17 protein-coding genes are annotated in these 16,519 nt (G+C 68.1%); 9 read left to right on the top strand and 8 right to left on the bottom strand.

Translation table 11 applies throughout. The annotated features are described in order from the left end of the window. Nucleotides 1-64: 64 nt before the first annotated feature. The gene (locus ACTT2I_RS09005) at nucleotides 65-1,405 is read right to left on the bottom strand and encodes an Nramp family divalent metal transporter (protein ID WP_421099997.1); all 1,341 of its coding nucleotides are present in this window, start codon (nucleotides 1,403-1,405) and stop codon (nucleotides 65-67) included. A 116-nt stretch (nucleotides 1,406-1,521) separates the two neighbouring features. On the opposite strand from ACTT2I_RS09005, the gene ACTT2I_RS09000 reads away from it, so the two are divergent. Together ACTT2I_RS09000 and ACTT2I_RS08995 are read left to right on the top strand one after the other, a co-directional pair. Beyond that, nucleotides 1,522-2,292, top strand: coding sequence for a hypothetical protein (locus tag ACTT2I_RS09000; RefSeq protein ID WP_443096832.1), 771 nt, complete (start codon nucleotides 1,522-1,524; stop codon nucleotides 2,290-2,292). A gap of 51 nt (nucleotides 2,293-2,343) precedes the next feature. Beyond that, nucleotides 2,344-3,321 (top strand): zinc-binding dehydrogenase, encoded by a 978-nt coding sequence (locus tag ACTT2I_RS08995; protein WP_421099887.1) that lies wholly within the window; start codon nucleotides 2,344-2,346, stop codon nucleotides 3,319-3,321. Nucleotides 3,322-3,393: 72 nt separating this feature from the next. Here ACTT2I_RS08995 and ACTT2I_RS08990 read toward each other — a convergent pair whose 3' ends face one another. Next, complete coding sequence (locus tag ACTT2I_RS08990) at nucleotides 3,394-4,287, bottom strand: LysR family transcriptional regulator (protein WP_421099888.1); 894 nt, start codon at nucleotides 4,285-4,287, stop codon at nucleotides 3,394-3,396. Nucleotides 4,288-4,488: 201 nt separating this feature from the next. Here ACTT2I_RS08990 and ACTT2I_RS08985 point away from each other — a divergent pair, with 201 nt between their 5' ends. The 3 genes from ACTT2I_RS08985 to ACTT2I_RS08975 all read left to right on the top strand — a co-directional run bounded on the left by ACTT2I_RS08985 (nucleotide 4,489) and on the right by ACTT2I_RS08975 (nucleotide 6,680). Further along, nucleotides 4,489-4,953: a (R)-mandelonitrile lyase gene (locus ACTT2I_RS08985; protein WP_293984905.1), complete on the top strand. Its 465-nt coding sequence runs from the start codon at nucleotides 4,489-4,491 to the stop codon at nucleotides 4,951-4,953. 78 nt (nucleotides 4,954-5,031) lie between these two features. After that, nucleotides 5,032-5,688: an SDR family oxidoreductase gene (locus ACTT2I_RS08980; RefSeq protein ID WP_421099889.1), complete on the top strand. Its 657-nt coding sequence runs from the start codon at nucleotides 5,032-5,034 to the stop codon at nucleotides 5,686-5,688. A 65-nt stretch (nucleotides 5,689-5,753) separates the two neighbouring features. Then, the gene (locus ACTT2I_RS08975) at nucleotides 5,754-6,680 is read left to right on the top strand and encodes a M14 family metallopeptidase (RefSeq protein ID WP_421099890.1); all 927 of its coding nucleotides are present in this window, start codon (nucleotides 5,754-5,756) and stop codon (nucleotides 6,678-6,680) included. On the opposite strand, the gene ACTT2I_RS08970 is transcribed toward ACTT2I_RS08975, so the two are convergent. Next, nucleotides 6,653-7,519: a LysR family transcriptional regulator gene (locus ACTT2I_RS08970; RefSeq protein WP_421099998.1), complete on the bottom strand. Its 867-nt coding sequence runs from the start codon at nucleotides 7,517-7,519 to the stop codon at nucleotides 6,653-6,655. The genes ACTT2I_RS08975 and ACTT2I_RS08970 overlap by 28 nt on opposite strands. A 109-nt stretch (nucleotides 7,520-7,628) precedes the next feature. Between ACTT2I_RS08970 and ACTT2I_RS08965 the strand changes: the two genes are divergently transcribed. Both ACTT2I_RS08965 and ACTT2I_RS08960 read left to right on the top strand, forming a co-directional pair. Next, on the top strand, nucleotides 7,629-8,000 hold the full coding sequence (locus tag ACTT2I_RS08965) for a DMT family transporter (protein WP_088434218.1): 372 nt from the start codon (nucleotides 7,629-7,631) through the stop codon (nucleotides 7,998-8,000). After that, complete coding sequence (locus tag ACTT2I_RS08960; protein WP_088434219.1) at nucleotides 7,997-8,317, top strand: DMT family transporter; 321 nt, start codon at nucleotides 7,997-7,999, stop codon at nucleotides 8,315-8,317. Before ACTT2I_RS08965 ends, ACTT2I_RS08960 begins: the two co-directional genes overlap by 4 nt. Nucleotides 8,318-8,323: 6 nt before the next feature. Here the strand turns inward: ACTT2I_RS08960 and ACTT2I_RS08955 are convergent, their stop codons facing one another. The 5 genes from ACTT2I_RS08955 to ACTT2I_RS08935 form a co-directional block, all read right to left on the bottom strand. Further along, nucleotides 8,324-9,148, bottom strand: a complete 825-nt coding sequence (locus ACTT2I_RS08955) for an isocitrate lyase/PEP mutase family protein (RefSeq protein WP_421099891.1) — start codon at nucleotides 9,146-9,148, stop codon at nucleotides 8,324-8,326. 97 nt (nucleotides 9,149-9,245) lie between these two features. Continuing rightward, nucleotides 9,246-11,423 carry a TonB-dependent receptor family protein gene (locus ACTT2I_RS08950; protein WP_421099892.1) on the bottom strand — a complete coding sequence of 726 codons (2,178 nt, stop codon included), beginning with the start codon at nucleotides 11,421-11,423 and terminating at the stop codon, nucleotides 9,246-9,248. A gap of 137 nt (nucleotides 11,424-11,560) precedes the next feature. Then, nucleotides 11,561-12,709 carry an MFS transporter gene (locus ACTT2I_RS08945; protein ID WP_421099893.1) on the bottom strand — a complete coding sequence of 383 codons (1,149 nt, stop codon included), beginning with the start codon at nucleotides 12,707-12,709 and terminating at the stop codon, nucleotides 11,561-11,563. A gap of 11 nt (nucleotides 12,710-12,720) precedes the next feature. Beyond that, the gene (locus tag ACTT2I_RS08940; protein WP_421099894.1) at nucleotides 12,721-13,500 is read right to left on the bottom strand and encodes a DeoR/GlpR family DNA-binding transcription regulator; all 780 of its coding nucleotides are present in this window, start codon (nucleotides 13,498-13,500) and stop codon (nucleotides 12,721-12,723) included. A 177-nt stretch (nucleotides 13,501-13,677) separates the two neighbouring features. Next, a complete protein-coding gene (locus tag ACTT2I_RS08935) occupies nucleotides 13,678-14,586 on the bottom strand; it encodes a LysR family transcriptional regulator (protein WP_421099895.1) in 909 nt (302 codons plus the stop codon). Between the two features lie 103 nt (nucleotides 14,587-14,689). Between ACTT2I_RS08935 and ACTT2I_RS08930 the strand changes: the two genes are divergently transcribed. Both ACTT2I_RS08930 and ACTT2I_RS08925 read left to right on the top strand, forming a co-directional pair. Continuing rightward, the gene (locus ACTT2I_RS08930) at nucleotides 14,690-15,451 is read left to right on the top strand and encodes an SDR family NAD(P)-dependent oxidoreductase (protein ID WP_421099896.1); all 762 of its coding nucleotides are present in this window, start codon (nucleotides 14,690-14,692) and stop codon (nucleotides 15,449-15,451) included. A gap of 265 nt (nucleotides 15,452-15,716) precedes the next feature. Continuing rightward, nucleotides 15,717-16,472 (top strand): SapC family protein, encoded by a 756-nt coding sequence (locus ACTT2I_RS08925; RefSeq protein WP_421099897.1) that lies wholly within the window; start codon nucleotides 15,717-15,719, stop codon nucleotides 16,470-16,472. The last annotated feature ends 47 nt before the right edge of the window (nucleotides 16,473-16,519 follow it).

Genomic DNA, 16,519 nt, shown 5'->3' with positions numbered 1-16,519 from the left:
GCCAGTGGGAGAGGGAGAACGCACTGTGCCACCTCAACCAACGTTGAGGTCAAGTACGCAGGGCTCAGCCCCGCCACACGTCCACCAGCAGTTTCACGTTCAACACGATGATCAACCCGCCGATCAGCCACGACAGCACGATCAGCCACCGCGGCGCCACCAGCGCGCCCATCTTGGCCTTGTCCGAGACGAACCGCACCAGCGGCACCACCGCAAACGGCAGCTGCATCGAGAGCAGCACCTGGCTCAACACCAGCAACCGTGCGGTGCCTTGCTCGCCATAGATGGCCGTGACCACCACCACCGGCACGATCGCGATGCCGCGGGTCATCAGCCGCCGCGCCCATGGCGCGATCCGCAGCCGCAGGAAGCCTTCCATCACGATCTGCCCGGCCAGCGTCGCGGTCACCGTGGAGTTGATGCCCGAGGCGAGCAGAGCGACCGCGAACAACGTCGAGGCCAGGCCAACGCCCAGCATCGGCGCCAGCAGTTCATACGCCTGTTCGATCTCCTGCACGTCGGTGCGGCCGTGCGCATGGAACACCGCGGCGGCCAGGATCAGGATCGAAGCATTGATGAACAACGCCAGCATCAGCGCGATGGTGCTGTCGGTCACCGCCCAACGCAGCGCGCTGCGACGACCGGCATCCGTGCGCGGGTAGGCGCGGGTCTGCACGATGGAGGAGTGCAGGTACAGATTGTGTGGCATCACGGTGGCGCCGATGATCCCGATTGCCAGGTACAGCGCCTTCGGATCGGTCACCACCTGCGCGTGCGGAATGAACCCGGCCAGCACCGCCTGCAGCGGCGGCGCGGCAATGAAGATCTGGATCGCAAAGCAGCCGAAGATCACCAGCAGCAAGGCGATCACGAAGGCCTCCAGCGCGCGGAACCCACGGTTCATCAGCAGCAGGACCAGCACCACATCCACCGCGGTGATGATCGCGCCGGCCAGCAGCGGGATGCCGAACAGCAGCTTCAGGGCGATCGCCGTGCCGATCACCTCGGCCAGGTCGCAGGCAATGATCGCGATCTCGCACAGCAGCCACAGGCCAAGGTTCACCGGGCGCGAGTAGTGGTCGCGGCAGGCCTGGGCCAGATCGCGCCCGGTCGCGATGCCCAGCCGCGCCGAGAGCCCCTGCAGCACGATCGCCATCAGGTTGGAGAGCAGGATCACCGAGAGCAGCAGGTAGCCGAACTGCGCGCCACCGGCGATATCGGTGGCCCAGTTGCCCGGGTCCATGTAACCGACCGAAATCATGTAGCCCGGGCCCAAGAAGGCCAGCAAGCGGAACCACCAATGGCCACCGCTCGGGACCGCGACGCTGGCGTTCATCTCACCCAGGCTGGGCGTGTGCCCGGCCGAGGACGGCCAGGCAGGGGAATTCTCAGGGCGGTGTTGGATGTCCACGGGCGCAATATAGCAGAGGCTATGTTAGTAAGGCTTTGCAATCTGGGGCATCCCAACGCCTTAACCCTGAACCGCGTATCGTCACCGCTCTTTTCAGATGGAGTGGGTGCATGCGTTGGATCGTGTTGTTGGCCGCATTGGCCATGCCCGTAGTGGCGTGGTTGTCCCAGTCCGGCATGTTCGGCCCGACCAACGGTGCAATTTCCGACCAGTACCCGACGCTGCTGGTCGCCGCCGGGTACGCCTTCGCGATCTGGGGCCTGATCTTCCTGTGGGATGTGCTGTTCGGGTTCTGGCAGCTGCGCCTGCGCAAGCCGGACATCACCGGGGTTCGCCCGTGGGCTGCCGCCGGCTTCGCGCTCACCGCCGCCTGGATGCCGGTGTTCTCCAACCAGTGGTTCCTGCCAGCGCTGGCGATCATCTGGGCCGCCTTGCTCTGCCTGATCGTGGCCGCCTACCGCGCCTCGCCGGTCACCGCCCCGGGCGGCCAGCGAGCGTGGGCCGCGTACCCGCTGGGCCTCCACGCTGGCTGGCTGTCGTTGGCGGCCTACCTCAACACCGCCCAGGTCATCGTCGCCTACGGCTGGCTGCCGACCGACAACATGCTCGGCTGGAGCCTGGTGCTGCTGGTCCTGGCCACGCTGCTGGTGCTGGTGGTCAACCAGCTGCTGCGCGGGCATTTCGCCTATCCGGCCGCGGTCATCTGGGCGCTGGCCGGTATGTACGTCAAGCAGTCCGGCTGGGATCTGCCCGGCGCGGCCAACATCGCCACCCTGGCGCTGGTGCTGATCGTCATCGTGGTGATCCAGACGGTGTGGCTGCGCGTACGCGCTTACCGCCAGCCGCGCGCCATCGTCGCCGCGCACCGTCATCGCCGTTGATTCTTTCTGTAGGAGATCGCTCATGAACATGCTGATGAAGGAGCGCCACTGATGCGCGCTGCCATCCACACCACTTTCGGTGACCCGACCCAGGTCCTGCACGGCGGCGACGTGCCGCAGCCGGCCCCGGCGGCCGGCGAGGTGCGCATCCGCACCGTGCTGGCGCCCATCCACAACCACGACCTGTGGACCGTGCGCGGTCAGTACGGCTACAAGCCCGAGCTGCCCGCGGTCGGTGGCAGCGAAGGCACCGGCGTGATCGACGCGCTGGGCGAAGGCGTCGACGGCCTGAAGGTCGGCCAGCGTGTCAGCGCCGCTTCGGTGCATGGCACCTGGGCCGAGTACTTCATCGCCCCGGCGCGCATGGTCATCCCGATGCCGGACAGCATCGATGACAATACCGCCGCGCAGCTCATCGCCATGCCGCTCAGTGCCCTGATGCTGCTGGAGTTCCTGCAGGTGAAGCAAGGCCAGTGGATCCTGCAGAACGCCGCCAATGGCGCGGTCGGCAAAGCCCTGGCGATGCTGGCCAAGGCGCGTGGCGTGCACTGCATCAACCTGGTGCGACGCGACGCCGGTGTGGCCGAGATGGCCGGGCTCGGCATCGACCACACCATTTCCACCGCGCAGTCCGACTGGATGGCACAGGTGCAGGCCAAGGTCGGCAAGGCATCGATCGCCGCGGCCGTGGATTCGGTCGGCGGGCGCGCCAGCAGCGAGTTGATGACGCTGCTGGGCGATGGCGGCACACTGGTCTCGTTCGGGTCGATGACCGGCGAGCCGATGCAGCTCAGCTCGGGCGATGTGATCTTCAAGCAGGCCACGGTGAAGGGCTTCTGGGGCAGCAAGGTCAGCCAGGCGATGGCGCCGGAGGACAAGCGCCGCCTGGTCGGGGAACTGCTGCAGCTGGCCGCGCGCGGTGGGCTCAGTCTGCCGGTGGATGGTGTGTTCGGGCTGGATGCGGTGGCTGCTGCCGCCAAGGCCAGCCTGGAGCCGGGCCGTAACGGCAAGGTGCTGCTGCGCCCCTGATGTGCACGGTAGAGCCGACCGTTGGTCGGCTGCCCTGCATCGGGCGCCGCGTCAGCCGACCAACGGTCGGCTCTACCTTTCCGCGCGCAATGCCTCGATCACCACTCGCATGGCGCTGGAGGAGTGCCGACGGCTGGGGTAGTAGGCGTAGTACCCGTCGAAGGGATCGCACCAGTCCTCCATGACACGCCGCAGTGCACCGGCGGCGATGTCATCGCGCACCATGTCCTCCGGCAGATAGGCCAGGCCGGCACCGGCCAGCGCCGCGCGGTGGATCGCCCCGCTGCCGTTGAAGGTCCATTGGCCGTCCACGCGCACGTTCACTTCCTCGCCGTCTTTTTCCAGATCCCACACCATCAGCCCGCCGTGGGTGGGCAGGCGCAGGCCGATGCAGTTGTGTGCGGCCAGGTCGGTTGGCACCTGCGGCGCGGTGTGCGTGGCGAAGTAACCCGGGCTGGCCACGATCGCCATGCGCTGCGGTGGGCTGATCGGCACGGCGATCATGTCCCTGGCCACGCGCCCGCCCAGCCGGATACCGATGTCGTAGCGCTGGGCGACGATGTCGGCCAGGCCGTAATCGATGGTCAGTTCCACGTGCAGGTCGGGGTAGGCGGGCGGCACCGCGGACAACCGCGGCCAGACGATCGTGTTGGCCGCATGTTCGGCGGTGGTGATGCGGATGGTGCCGGCCGGGCGGTCACGGTATTCGCTGATCGCGGCCACTTCGGCTTCGATCTCCTGCATGCGCGGGGCGACGGTGTCGTACAGCCGCTCGCCGGCCTCGGTCATCGAGACGCTGCGCGTGGTACGGGTCAGCAGGCGCACGCCCAGGCGCTCTTCCAGCCCGCGCACGGTGTGGCTCAGCGCGGACTGCGAGACGCCAAGCTGGGCGGCGGCGCGGGTGAAGCTGCGCTCACGTGCGACGGTGACGAACACCTGCAGGTCGTTGAAGTTCTCGCGGGCCATGGGGCGGGCCGGGGGCGCATGGCAGTCATGCGCGTCCATGATGCGCGGGCCGGACTGATGAACTCAAGCGGCATTCTCTCTGTGCATTGATGAGTCAAGGTCATGGCTGCATCCCGGTTGCGATGGGTAGTGTCCGCACCGGGGCGCGCCTACAGTGGTCTTCCCGCGGCGGGATCCGTCGCTCCCCCAGGAGATCGCTTCATGGACCTGTTCACTGCCGCGCTGTCGCTTTCGATGGCCGCCACCGGTCCCGCCGGGACGGCACCCATCCGCATCACCAGCGCCGGCAGCACTGCCTCTGCCGCCGGTCCGGCCGACTACTTCACCGGGCGTGTCCGCATCGATGCACCGTTCCAGGCCGATGCACCCGCACGTGTCGGTGGTGCCACGGTCACCTTCGAACCCGGCGCCCGCACCGCATGGCATACCCATCCGCTGGGCCAGACCCTGATCGTGACGGCAGGCGTGGGCAGCGTGCAGGAGTGGGGCAAGCCCGCGCGCGAGATCCGCCCCGGCGACATCGTCTGGATTCCGCCGGGCGTCAAGCACTGGCATGGCGCGCAGGCCACCACCGCGATGACGCATATCGCGATCGCCGAAGCGGTCGACGGCTCGCCGGTGACGTGGATGGAACAGGTCAGCGACGCGCAGTACCGCGGCGGCTGAACGTCGGCGCGTGACGCGGACGGCCGTGTCACATCCGCCTGCGTACCCTTCCAGGCAGATCGACACAGGAGAAGGGTCTTGAGCAGTGTTTTCATCGTCGGCGCCGCCGGCAAGGTTGGCCGTCATCTCGTCAAGCAGCTGGCTGACAGAGCGCATCGCGTGCTCGCGCTGCATCGCCGTGCAGGGCAGGGCGATGAACTCAGCGCGCTGGGGGCTACGTCGGTCTCTGGCGACCTCACTGCCATCGACGTGGCTACGCTCGCCGGCAGCATGGCCGGCAGCGATGTCGTGGTCTTCACCGCCGGTGCGGGCGGCGCTGGTGTGGAGGTGACCAACGCCATCGATGGCCGTGGCCTGGCGCTGGCCGTGGATGCCGCCAGGCAGGCCGGCGTGCGCCGCTTCCTGCTGGTCTCGGCATTCCCGGAAGCCGGCCGCAACAAGGGCATGGGCGAGGGCTTCGAGAATTACATGACGGTCAAGAAGCGTGCCGATGTGTATCTGGCCGCGACCGATCTGGACTGGGTGATCCTGCGCCCGGGCACCTTGAAAGATGCAGCAGGCACCGGCCGCGTCGCCGCGGGCCCGGCGATCGCCTATGGCGACATCCCGCGCGCCGATGTGGCCGCCACGCTGGTCGCGCTGGTGGAACACCCCGAGGTGCGGCGCACGATCATCGAACTGACCGAAGGCGACCAGCCTGTTGATGAAGCGATCGCAGCGCTTGCCCGCGCGTAACCGGGGCCGGCCGGTGCGGCAGTGGTAAAATCGCGGTTCCACACCGCAACACAGACGAGCACGCCATGAACGACGCCTCCTTCTATCCCATCGGTACCCCTGGCCGGCCCTGGGGCGCTGCGGAGAAGGCGCAGTGGCGTGCCCGCCAGCTGCCGCAGCGGCGCTATGCCGATGACGTGCTGCCCGTGCTGGAGGCATTGCGCAGCCGCTTCGATGTGAGCCAGTACGGCACGTTGGATTACGCCCCGGACCAGTACCCGCTGTTCGCCGTGCGCAGCCGCGACTGGACGCCGGCGCTGCCGACGATGCTGGTCACCGGTGGCATCCACGGCTACGAAACCAGCGGCGTGCAGGGCGCCTTGCAGTTCCTGCAGACCCGCGCGGCCGACTATGCCGGTCGTGCGAATCTGTTGGTCGTGCCCTGCGTCAGCCCGTGGGGCTATGAGCGCATCCAGCGCTGGAACGCCGATGCGATCGATCCGAACCGCTCCTTCATGGCCAACAGCCCGGCGGCTGAATCGGCCGCGCTGATCGCCCTGGTCGCGCCGCTGCGCGGCAGTATCGTGATGCATATCGATCTGCACGAAACCACCGACACCGATGAAACCGAGTTCCGCCCGGCCTTGGCCGCGCGCGACGGCAAGCCGTTCGAACCGGGTCTGATCCCGGATGGGTTCTATCTGGTGGATGACACCGAAAATCCGCAGCCGGCGTTCCAGACCGCCGTCAATGCGGCCGTCGAGCGGGTGACTCACATCGCCCCGGCCGACGACAAGGGCGAGATCATCGGCTCGCCGGTGGTGGCCCCGGGCGTGATCGAGTATCCACTGGAAAAACTGGGCCTGTGCGCCAGCGTCAGCGGCGCGACCTACACCACCACGACCGAGGTGTATCCGGACAGCCCGCGCGCCACCCCGCAGCAGTGCAATGACGCCCAGGTAGCGGCGATCTGCGCGGCAATCGATTACGCGTTGGCTGCCCCCAGGAACTGATCCAGCAACCACAGCGCTGCCGGCCCCAGCGGTGCGCCTTTCTGCCACACCGCGTCCGTGGAAACCAACCGTGGCCAGCCGGGCAGGGGCAGCTCCACCAGCATGCCCCGGCCATAGCGCGCGACCAGCGCGCGTGGCAGTTCGGCCCAGCCAAAGCCGTCCTCGGCCATCTCCAGCACCATCAGATAGTCCGAGGCCGACCACATGCGCCCGCGTGCTTGGCCGTCGCGCAGCGCGTTGCCACTCAGGCAGATCTGGCGATGACCGGCCAGGTGCGATTCCTCCGGTGCGGGCAGCGCGGCCAGCGCGTGATCGGCGGCAACGAACACCGCCATCTCCGCACGCAGGGGCAGGGCGCGCACCGCCAGTTCGGAGGGGTACGAAGGCTGATGCGGGATCAGCCCGATATGGGCGCGGCCGCGCTGCACGACATCAAGCACATCGCTGCCTTCGGCATCCAGCCACTCCAGCTCGATATCCGGAAACCGTTGTTCGAAACGGCGCAGCAGGTGCTGGTCGGGGTTGAGCTGATAGATGTCCGAGAACACCAGGCTCAGGCGCGGCTCCACCTCATCGGCCAAACGGATGCTGAGCTGCTCCAGGCGGTCGGCGGCAGCCAGGATCTCCTGCGCATGGCCAAGCACTTTACGGCCGTCTTCGGTCAGCACCGGATAACGGCCGCTGCGGTCGAACAGGGTCAGGCCCAGGTCGGCCTCCAGCGTGGCGATCGCCGTACTGATCGTCGACTGGGTTTTCTTCAGGCGGCGTGCCGCGGCGGAGAACGAGCCGAGTGCCGCAGCCTCGACGAAGGCATGCAGGGATTCCGGGCCATAGCGCATGGATGTATCGCCTTTGTCGATGGGTTCCATCTTTGGTCTGATGGAAAAGCCGATGATAATGGCCGCGTCGCTCGGGTGCCATCGCCCGGCCGCAATCGAGGAGCTTTCCATGCACACACAGGTGCAGTCGCAACCCCGTGCCCGTGGCGGTCTGATCGCCTGGGCCTGCCTGACCGTGGCGATCGTCGCCGAAGTGGTCGGCACGTCGTTCATGGCCGATGCCGCCCGTCATGGCGGCTACCTCGGCTATGGGGTGATGGCCGTGGCCCTGGCCATTTCGTATTACTTCCTGGCGCTGTCGGTGCGCGGCATCGCGGTCGGTGTCGCCTACGCGGTGTGGGAAGGCCTGGGCCTGACCCTGCTGACCCTGGTCGGCATATTCGTGTTCAACGACAGTCTGTCGGGGCAGCAGATGATCGGGCTGGTGATGGCGGCGGTCGGCATCGTCTGCGTCACCCTCGGCGAGGAGCACGCGCCATGAACCTCACTGCCTTCCTGTTCGTGCTGTGTTCGGCATTGATCGACATCGCCGCCAACATGATGGTCGCCAAGTCCGATGGCTTCCGTAAGCCGGCCTGGGGCTTCGCCGCGATCGTGCTGGTCTGGATCGCCTTCGCGCTGCTCGGCCAGGCCGTCAAGACCCTGGATCTGGCCACGGCCTATGCGATGTGGGGCGCCATTGGCGTGATCGGTACCGCGCTCTGCGGGCGCGTGCTGTTCGGCAATCGGTTGCGTCCGATCGGCTGGGCAGGGATCGCACTGGTCACCGGCGCGGTGGTGGTGCTGTCCAGCCACTGACCGTGGTCAGCGGAACAGTTGATTCAGCGCTGCCCCGGAGGCCGCATCGGCGAAGCCGTCGAAGCGGCCTTCGTCCCTCAGCAACTGCGAGGCGCGCATCATTCCGCCCCAGGCGGTGCGCGCCATCGCACCGCCGACGCTGACCCGGCGCACCCCCATCGCCGCGATGTCCTGCAGGGTGAACGGCAGCGCGCTGCCGACCAGCAGGTTGACCGGTCGCGGTGCCACCGCAGCCACGACGGCCTCGATCTGCTCGCGGGTGCTGATGCCCGGTGCGTACAGGCAGTCCGCGCCGGCCTCGGCATAGGCGCGCAGGCGGGTGATCGCATCATGCAGGTCGGGACGGCCGACGAAGAAGTTCTCGGCGCGGCCGATCAGCAGCGCGTCCTCACCGGATTCGTCGATCGCGCGGCGGGCGGCGCGCACCCGGGCCACGGCATCATCCAGCGGGCGCAACGGGCTCGCAGGATCCACGCTGGCATCTTCGATGGAGATGCCGGCCACGCCGGTCGCGATGGCCCGGGTGACATTGCGGCCGACCTCCTCCAGGGGGCCGAAGCCATCGCCGAAATCGGCGTTCAACGGCAGCGGCGTCGCAGCCGCGAGGGAATGCAGATGGGCGAGCGTTTCTTCCAGCGTCAACGTGCCATCGGCCTGGGCCTGGCTCCACGCATAGCCGGAACTGGTCGACGCCAGCGCCTGGAAGCCGAGACTGTGCAGGTAACGTGCGCTGCCCGCATCCCACGGATTGGGCAGCACGAAGCAGCCCGTGTCATGCAGTGCACGGAAGGCCGCGCGGCGCGGGCGGGGATCGAAGGACAGGTCCGTCATGGTGCGCATCCGGTAAGCAGTCACCCGATGGTAACGCCCGCTGCCACCACCGCCGTGTTGCGCTGCGCGACCGTGCAGGCCGCGCAGCGGCGCTGACTCAGAATGCGACGGTGCCCTGCAGGTACAGCGTGCGCGGCTGGCCGACGAACTTGCCGCCGTTGTTGTCGGTGGAACGCGTGTAGTAGCGGCGGTCGAACAGGTTCTTGACCCCGATCGCCAGCTTCAGATCGTGCAGCTCTGGCCCGAAGTCGTAGCCGGCGCGCACGGCCATGGTGGCGTAGCCGGGAATGTCGCCGAGGCGGCCGGTCGGGTCTTCCTCGGTCACATAGGCCGCGCCGGGGTTCGGGGTGCCCGGCGAGCGCTGGCCGGACTGGGCGAACACATCGGCGTTGAAGGTCCAGCGGTCGATCGCATAGCGCGCGCCGAACGAGCCGACATTGCGCGAGTACAGCGGCAGGTCCTTGCCGGCAAACGCACCGGCGCGGGCGGTGGCCTCGGTCCAGGTGTAGGTCATCGACAGCTGCAGGCCGGTGAGTGCGTCGCTGAGCTGGCCCATGTCGTAACGCAGCGCCGATTCGGCACCGCGGTGCCGGGTCGCGCCCAGGTCGGTCCACATGCCTTCGCCGACGATCGAGCGGGCCAGCTGCAGTTCCTTGTCGAAGTCGACGTTGAACAGGGTGAACTCACCGCTCAGGCCGTTGCCGTTGTAGTGCGTGCCCAGCTCATAGGTGGTCGCCGATTCCGGGTGCAGGCCCTCGGTGGTCGAGGCCAGCTGGCTGTACTGCTGTGGGCCGAACGACTTGCCGCCATTGGCGAACAGGGACCAGTGATCGCTCAGGCGGTACAGCACCGACAGCGTGGGCAGGGTCTCGCGCGAATCGATGCTCGGGGTCAGCACGCTGGTGACCGCGCCACTGGTGGCCAGGTTGGTCACGGTGTTGAAGGTGCGGATGTCTTCCACGCGCACGCCGGGCGTGATGGTCCAGTTGCCGATATCGATGCGGTCATCGATGTAGAACGCATGGGCGGTCGTGCCACCGCGGCTGGTCTGGTACGGCAGCAGCGGCAGATCGAAGGCGGCCACCGCAGCGTCAGGGCGGTAGTAGCGGGTGCGCGAGGCCACCTCGCTGCTGGCCTCCTTCAGGTAGCGGTAGCCCACGCTCACTTCCTGCACCACGGTGCCGGTGGTGAACAGGCGCGAATAGCGCGGCTCCACGCCCAGGTAGTGGTAGCTGCGCGGCGCGGCGGTGAGCCGGCGCTGGCCGGTGGTGGCGCCGGTGCCGTCCTGCTCGATGTAACTGCCGCGGAAGGAATCCACGTAGTAGCCCAGCACCTCGACGTTGTTCGTACCGTCGCTGTAGCTGTATTTCAGCGACCCATCGCTGCGGCGCCCGTTGAACACGTCATACGGGCGGGTGGACTGGAACGGATCGGCGGCGTACTCGGCCGTGGTCAGGCCACCGGGCATGCGCCCGCTGCCTTCGAAGTGGTGCAGCGACATCGCCAGGTCGCCCGCATTGCCCAACGCATAGGACGCCTTGAGCAGGATATCGTCGATGTCGGTCTTGTCGTTGCTGCTGCGCCAGCCGTCGCCGTGGGTGCCGGAGTACAGCAGCGCCGCGCCCAGACCGCCGTCGGTGGTGCCGCCCAGGAACAGGCTGGGAACGGTCTTGACGTTGCCGCCCTGGCCGTACATCTCCGAGGCGAAGCCCAGCGATCCGGCGAAGTCCTTCGGAATCGCGCGGGTCACGAAGTTGATGATGCCGCCCACGTTCTGCGGCCCGTACCGGACCGAGCCGGCACCGCGCACCACATCCACCGATTCCAGGTTGCCCAGCGCGACCGGGGCCAGCGACAGCTGCGGCTGGCCATACGGGGCATACGACATCGGCACGCCGTCCATCAACACGTAGGAGCGCGGCGACAGGCGCGAGGTGAGGCCGCGCACGCCCACGTTGAGCGACACATCGCTGCCGCCGGTGCCATTGCTTTCCTGCACCTGCACACCGGGAATCTGGCGCAGCACGTCACGCACGCTGGTCGAGCCGCTCTCGGCGATGCGCTGCGCCTCCACGATGCTGCGCGCACCGGGGTGCTCGAGCAGCTTGGCTTCGGTGGGGTTGTCCAGCCAGTTGCCGGTGACGGTGACGGCATCCAGCTGCGTGGCGTCGGGCGCGGCGGCCTGCGCTGCGGCCAGGCGCGGGGTGCAGGCCAACGCCAGGCCGATGGCGGCTGCGATGGCGGCGAGGGTGGGGCGGGCGGGAAGGGCGTGCATGGGTACGGCGGTCCGGTCGGGCGAGGGCAGGCCGCGCGCGTGCGCGCCTGGGGAAAAGCCGGCGGATCGTACCTGAAATGGGAATCATGCGCATTGGTCCTGCCAGCGGCCATGGCCAGGCGTTCAGTCGCCCGCCATCACGCCCGCACCCACCGCGCACACAGCCCCACCAGCACCAGGGTCACCGCCACCGCGGTGAAGGCGAACACCAGGCTGCTGGCCTGCGCCACGAAACCGATCAGTGCCGGGCCGGCCAGCACACCGGCATAGCCAAGCGTGGTGATCGCCGGGATGGCCAGGCTTTCCGGCATGACCTTCTGGTTGCCGGCCATCGAGAACAGGGCCGGGACGATGTTGGCGCAGCCCAGGCCGACCAGGGCGTAGCCGCACAGTGCCAGCGGCATCCAGGTGGCGAAGGTGGCCAGCGCGAAGCCCGACGCCGCGACCAGGCTGCCGATCAGGATCGAACGATGGCGGCCGAGCCTGGCCACCACGCCGTCGCCGACCAGCCGGGTCACGGTCATCGCAATGGCAAAGGCCAGGTAACCCAGGCCGGCGCGCGAGGGATCGACCTGCTGCACTTCATGCAGGAACACCGCGCTCCAGTCCAGCACCGAACCTTCGGCCAGGAACGCCACGAAACACAGCACGCCGATCGCCAGCACCACGCCGTGCGGCACCGCGAACATCGGCGCATCGCTGGGCGCCTTGTCGGTCCGCCAGTACGGCAGCGAGATCGCCAGCAGCGCGGCCATCACCGCCGAGGCCAGCAGGCACACCAGCCACGGCGGCAGGTGAAGCGCCAGCAGCGCGGTCATCGCACCGGCGCCGACCGCACCGCCGATGCTGTAGAAGGCATGGAAGCCGGACATCATCGGCCGGCCGCTGTCGCGCTCCACCATGATCGCCTGCATGTTCATCACGCAATCGCACGCGCCCACGCCGGCGCCGAACACGAACAGCACCAGGCCCAGGGTCACTGGTGAGGGCGCGATGGCCAGCAGGGGCAGGGTGGCGATCACCATCACCAGTGTGGCGATCATGACGGCGCGGCAGCCGTGGCGTGCGGCGAGCATGCCCGCGATCGGCATCGCCAGCAGCGAACCGGCGCCCAGGCACAGCAGTACCAGACCGAGAGAGCCTTCATCCAGACCGGTGCGGTTCTTGGCGAACGGGACCAGCGGCGCCCAGGCGGCGGTGGCGAAGCCGGGCAGGAAAAAGGCGGCGCGGGTGGCGTGCTGCTGGCCGCGGGCGAGGAGGGACGAGGGCGCGGAAAGGGTCGACATGGGTCCGGACCTCAGTGCTGCGCGGCGCGCTGGAGAGCAACGCCACGACGCTCGAACGCGGCGACCTGTGCGGGCGGCGCATCGGCCTCGACGACCAGCAGATCGATCTGGTCCACATCACCGATCCGGTGCGAGGCCTGCGCACCCAGCTTGTCGTTCGTGGCGACCACCACGCAGCGGCTGCTCGCCGCGAGCAGCGCGCGCTTGAGCGTTGCCTCCTCGCCGTCCACGGCCCAGATGCCAGCGTCGGCATCCACCGCGCAGGTGCCGACAAAGCACACGTCCACCCGCAGTGCGGCGACTGCTTCCAGCGCCTGCGCGCCCACGGTCGCGCCGATACGCGGGTCCATGCGGCCGCCGACGAGGCTGACCTCGATGCCCGGGCGCGTCATCAGCGCCAGCGCGATATCCGGGGCGTTGGTCACCACGCGCACGCCCTGATCGGCGGGCAGGCAACCGGCGATCACGCTGTTGGTCGAACCGGCGTCGAGAAACACCAGCTCACCGGGCAGCACCTGCGTGGCCGCGATCCGGGCCAACGCGAGCTTGCGGTCATGGTCCTTTTCGTGGCGCTCGGCCAGCGCCGGGAACGCCGGGGCGGCCGGCAGTGCGCCGCCGTGTACCTTGCGGCACAGACCCTGCGCGGCCAGCTCACGCAGGTCACGGCGGATCGAATCCTCCGAGACCTGCAGTTCGACGGCCAGCTGGGCCGACATCACGCGGCCGTGTTCGCGCAGCAGGCGCAGGATGGTCTGTTGGCGCTCGCCCGGCAGGGCGTCCTGGGTAGTCATCGATAACCTCGGATCAGGGCGGAGGCGCGGTGGCGACTTGCCTGAACATGCACGAAAGTGCACGTATGCGCCTGTATCTGGGGTGCACCTTACCATGAAACGACGGTGTGCGTGCGTGTATGTGCGCGAATATGCGCGAATGCGCGGGTTCATTCAGGTCGCGTGCGCACCACGCCCTCACCGCTGCGGCAGCAGCTCCGGCCGGATCACCGTGGCCGCCCATTCCATGAACGCCGCGACCCGGCGCGGCAGATGGCGGCGCTGGGCGTACAGAAGGGTGACCGGCATCGGCTCGGCCAGACAGTCCGGCAGGATCTCCACCAGGGTGCCGTCCGCCAGCGCGCGCCGGACGCCGAGTCGTGGCACCTGGATGATCCCCAGCCCGGCCAGCGCCGCAGCGGTATAGCCGTCGCCACTGTTGACCGTCACCGCGCCGCGCATCGGCAGGCTGCGATAGCCCTCGCCATCGTGGTACTCGAAGCCGGGCGAGCCCTGGCCCAGAGTGCCCACGTAGTGCACCAGCGCATGGCCGGCCAGATCATCCAGCGTGACCGGTATCCCGCGCGCGGCCAGGTACGCGGGACTGGCGCAGTTGACGATCGGCAGCCGTCCCAGCGGGCGGGCCACCAGCGTGTTGTCATCCAGCGGCCCGACCCGCAGCACACAGTCGAACCCCTCACGGATCAGATCGACCCGGCGGTCGGTACCGCTCAGCTCGATCTCCACCCCCGGATGCTGCGCGAGGAAGCCCGGCAGCTGCGGGATCACCAGCTGCCGGGCCAGCCCACTGGACATGTCCACCCGCAGGCGGCCCTTCAACTGGCTGGTATCGACCCGGAACATGCCCTGCAGATCGTCCATGTCATGCAGCAGATCGTGGGCGCGGGTCTGGAACTGGGCACCATCGGCGGTGAGCTGCACCCGGCGCGTGGTCCGGTGCAGCAGCTGTACGCCGACCTCTGCCTCCAGACGCTGCACCGCCAGCGATACGCTGGCCTTGGCCAGGCCCAGGCTGTCGGCCGCGCCGGTGAACGAGCCCAGTTCGGCGACCCGCAGGAAGCAGCGCAGTTGATCGAGGCGATCCATTGATTGTTCGTGGTGTATGGACAGTCAAATCAGCATCCGCCGATTTATGCAGCCCTGCAACACCAATACGCTGGTCTCCCATTCCCCAGGCAGGTGCACTGACATGAGCAAGACAACCCGAGTCGTTCTGATCACCGGCGGCAGCCGTGGCCTCGGTCGCAACGCCGCCCTCGCACTGGCGGCCGATGGCGCCGACATCATCCTCACCTACCGCAGCCAGGCCGAGGCCGCCCAGGAAGTGGTCGCCCGCATCAACGCGTTGGGGCGCCGTGCCGCCGCGATTCCGTTGGACATGGCCGACAGCGCCGGCTTCGGTGCCTTCGCCGGCCAGGTTCGCAGCGTGCTGGAGGGGTGGGGCGACTCCCATCTGCAGGGGCTGCTGAACAACGCGGGCGAAGGCCTGCACGCGATGATCGCCGACACCACGGTCGAGCAGTTCGATGCACTGGTCGCCGTGCACCTGAAGGGGCCGTACTTCCTGACCCAGGCGCTGCTGCCGCTGATCGCAGACGGCGGTCGCATCCTCAACGTGTCCAGCGGGCTGGCGCGGTTCTCGCTGCCGGGCAGTTCGGCCTACGCGATGATGAAAGGCGGCATCGAAGTGTTTACCCGTTACCTGGCCAAGGAGCTGGGCGCACGCGGCATCAGTGCCAACACGCTGGCCCCGGGCGCGATCGAGACCGACTTCGGCGGCGGCCGCGTGCGCGACGATGCGCAGGTCAACGCGATGGTGTCCTCGGTGACCGCGATGGGCCGCCCAGGCAAGCCCGATGACATCGGCCCGGTGGCGGTGGCGCTGCTGTCGCCGCAGACCGCATGGATCACCGCGCAGCGGGTGGAGGCATCGGGCGGCATGTTCGTCTGAGGGCGCATCACCGGGATGACGCGTAATGGCCGTGCCGGCACCGGCGGGCCGGAAGAAGGCGCGCGCCACGACGGCGCGCGCTGCGACGGATGGGGATGGGGTGATGGAGCGGGAAGGCGCATAGGTCCAATGGCGCGTGGCGCCTGGGGTTTGTGAACGCGTTCATTAAAAAAGTGTGACGAATTGCGTGCTGACTGATGGGACGGCGCTGCTTTCCACGGTTGTTAGGCAAAGGGGCACTTTTTGCACTCCAGGGGGAACCACCATGAAGCAGCTGCTCATCTACGAACGTCCGATCCAGCTCAACCGCGTCGTCCATCGCCACCACCGGGTGGTGGCCACTCCCGGCGATTTCGCCTTCGCCGCCACCCTCAACTCCGTGCCGCTGGCCTGTGTGGAGTTCGCGCCGGTGGCCCGCGAGTATCCGATCCTGTTCGCCGGCAACAGCGCCGACGCGGTGGTGCCGGCTGCACTGCTGGGCCTGCGTGCCGGCCAGAACCTGATGGTCGATGAGCAGGGCAGCTGGGCCGAGGGGGCCTATGTGCCGGCGTTCCTGCGTCGCTACCCGTTCGTGCTCGCCGAACGCGATGAGCAGGGCAGCGATTTCACCGTCTGCCTGGATGCGGGGTATGCGGGCATCCGTGAAGGGGGCGAGGAAGGTGCGCCACTGTTCGATGACGAGGGCAAGGACAGCCCGCTGCTGAGCAACGCACTGCAGTTCCTGCAGGAGTACCAGGTGCACCTGGCGCGGACGCGTGCTTTCAGCGCGGCGCTGGCCAGCCATGGGCTGCTGGTGCCGCGGCAGGTGAACGTGCAGACCGCGCTGGGCGAGGGCTTCTCGCTGGATGGCTTCTTCGTCGTTGATGAGCAGAAGCTGCGCGAATTGAAGGGCAAGGCGCTCCAGGATCTGGCGCGTTCGGGCGACCTGGGGCTGATCTACGCCCATCTGCTTTCGCTGGGCAATGTTGAGCTGCTCAGCCGCGCGCTGGACAGCCGTCCAGCCGCTGCCGCAACGCACTGATCCCTGCCCAGCAATGCCGTCCAGCGGCAAGGCACGCCTGCCTTGTC

It is taken from the genome of Stenotrophomonas sp. PUT21, assembly GCF_052232875.1.
Taxonomy (GTDB): Bacteria; Pseudomonadota; Gammaproteobacteria; order Xanthomonadales; family Xanthomonadaceae; genus Stenotrophomonas; species Stenotrophomonas maltophilia_N.
Note: the sequence above shows the minus strand (reverse complement) of the source record. Positions and strands in the feature narration are given on the sequence as shown.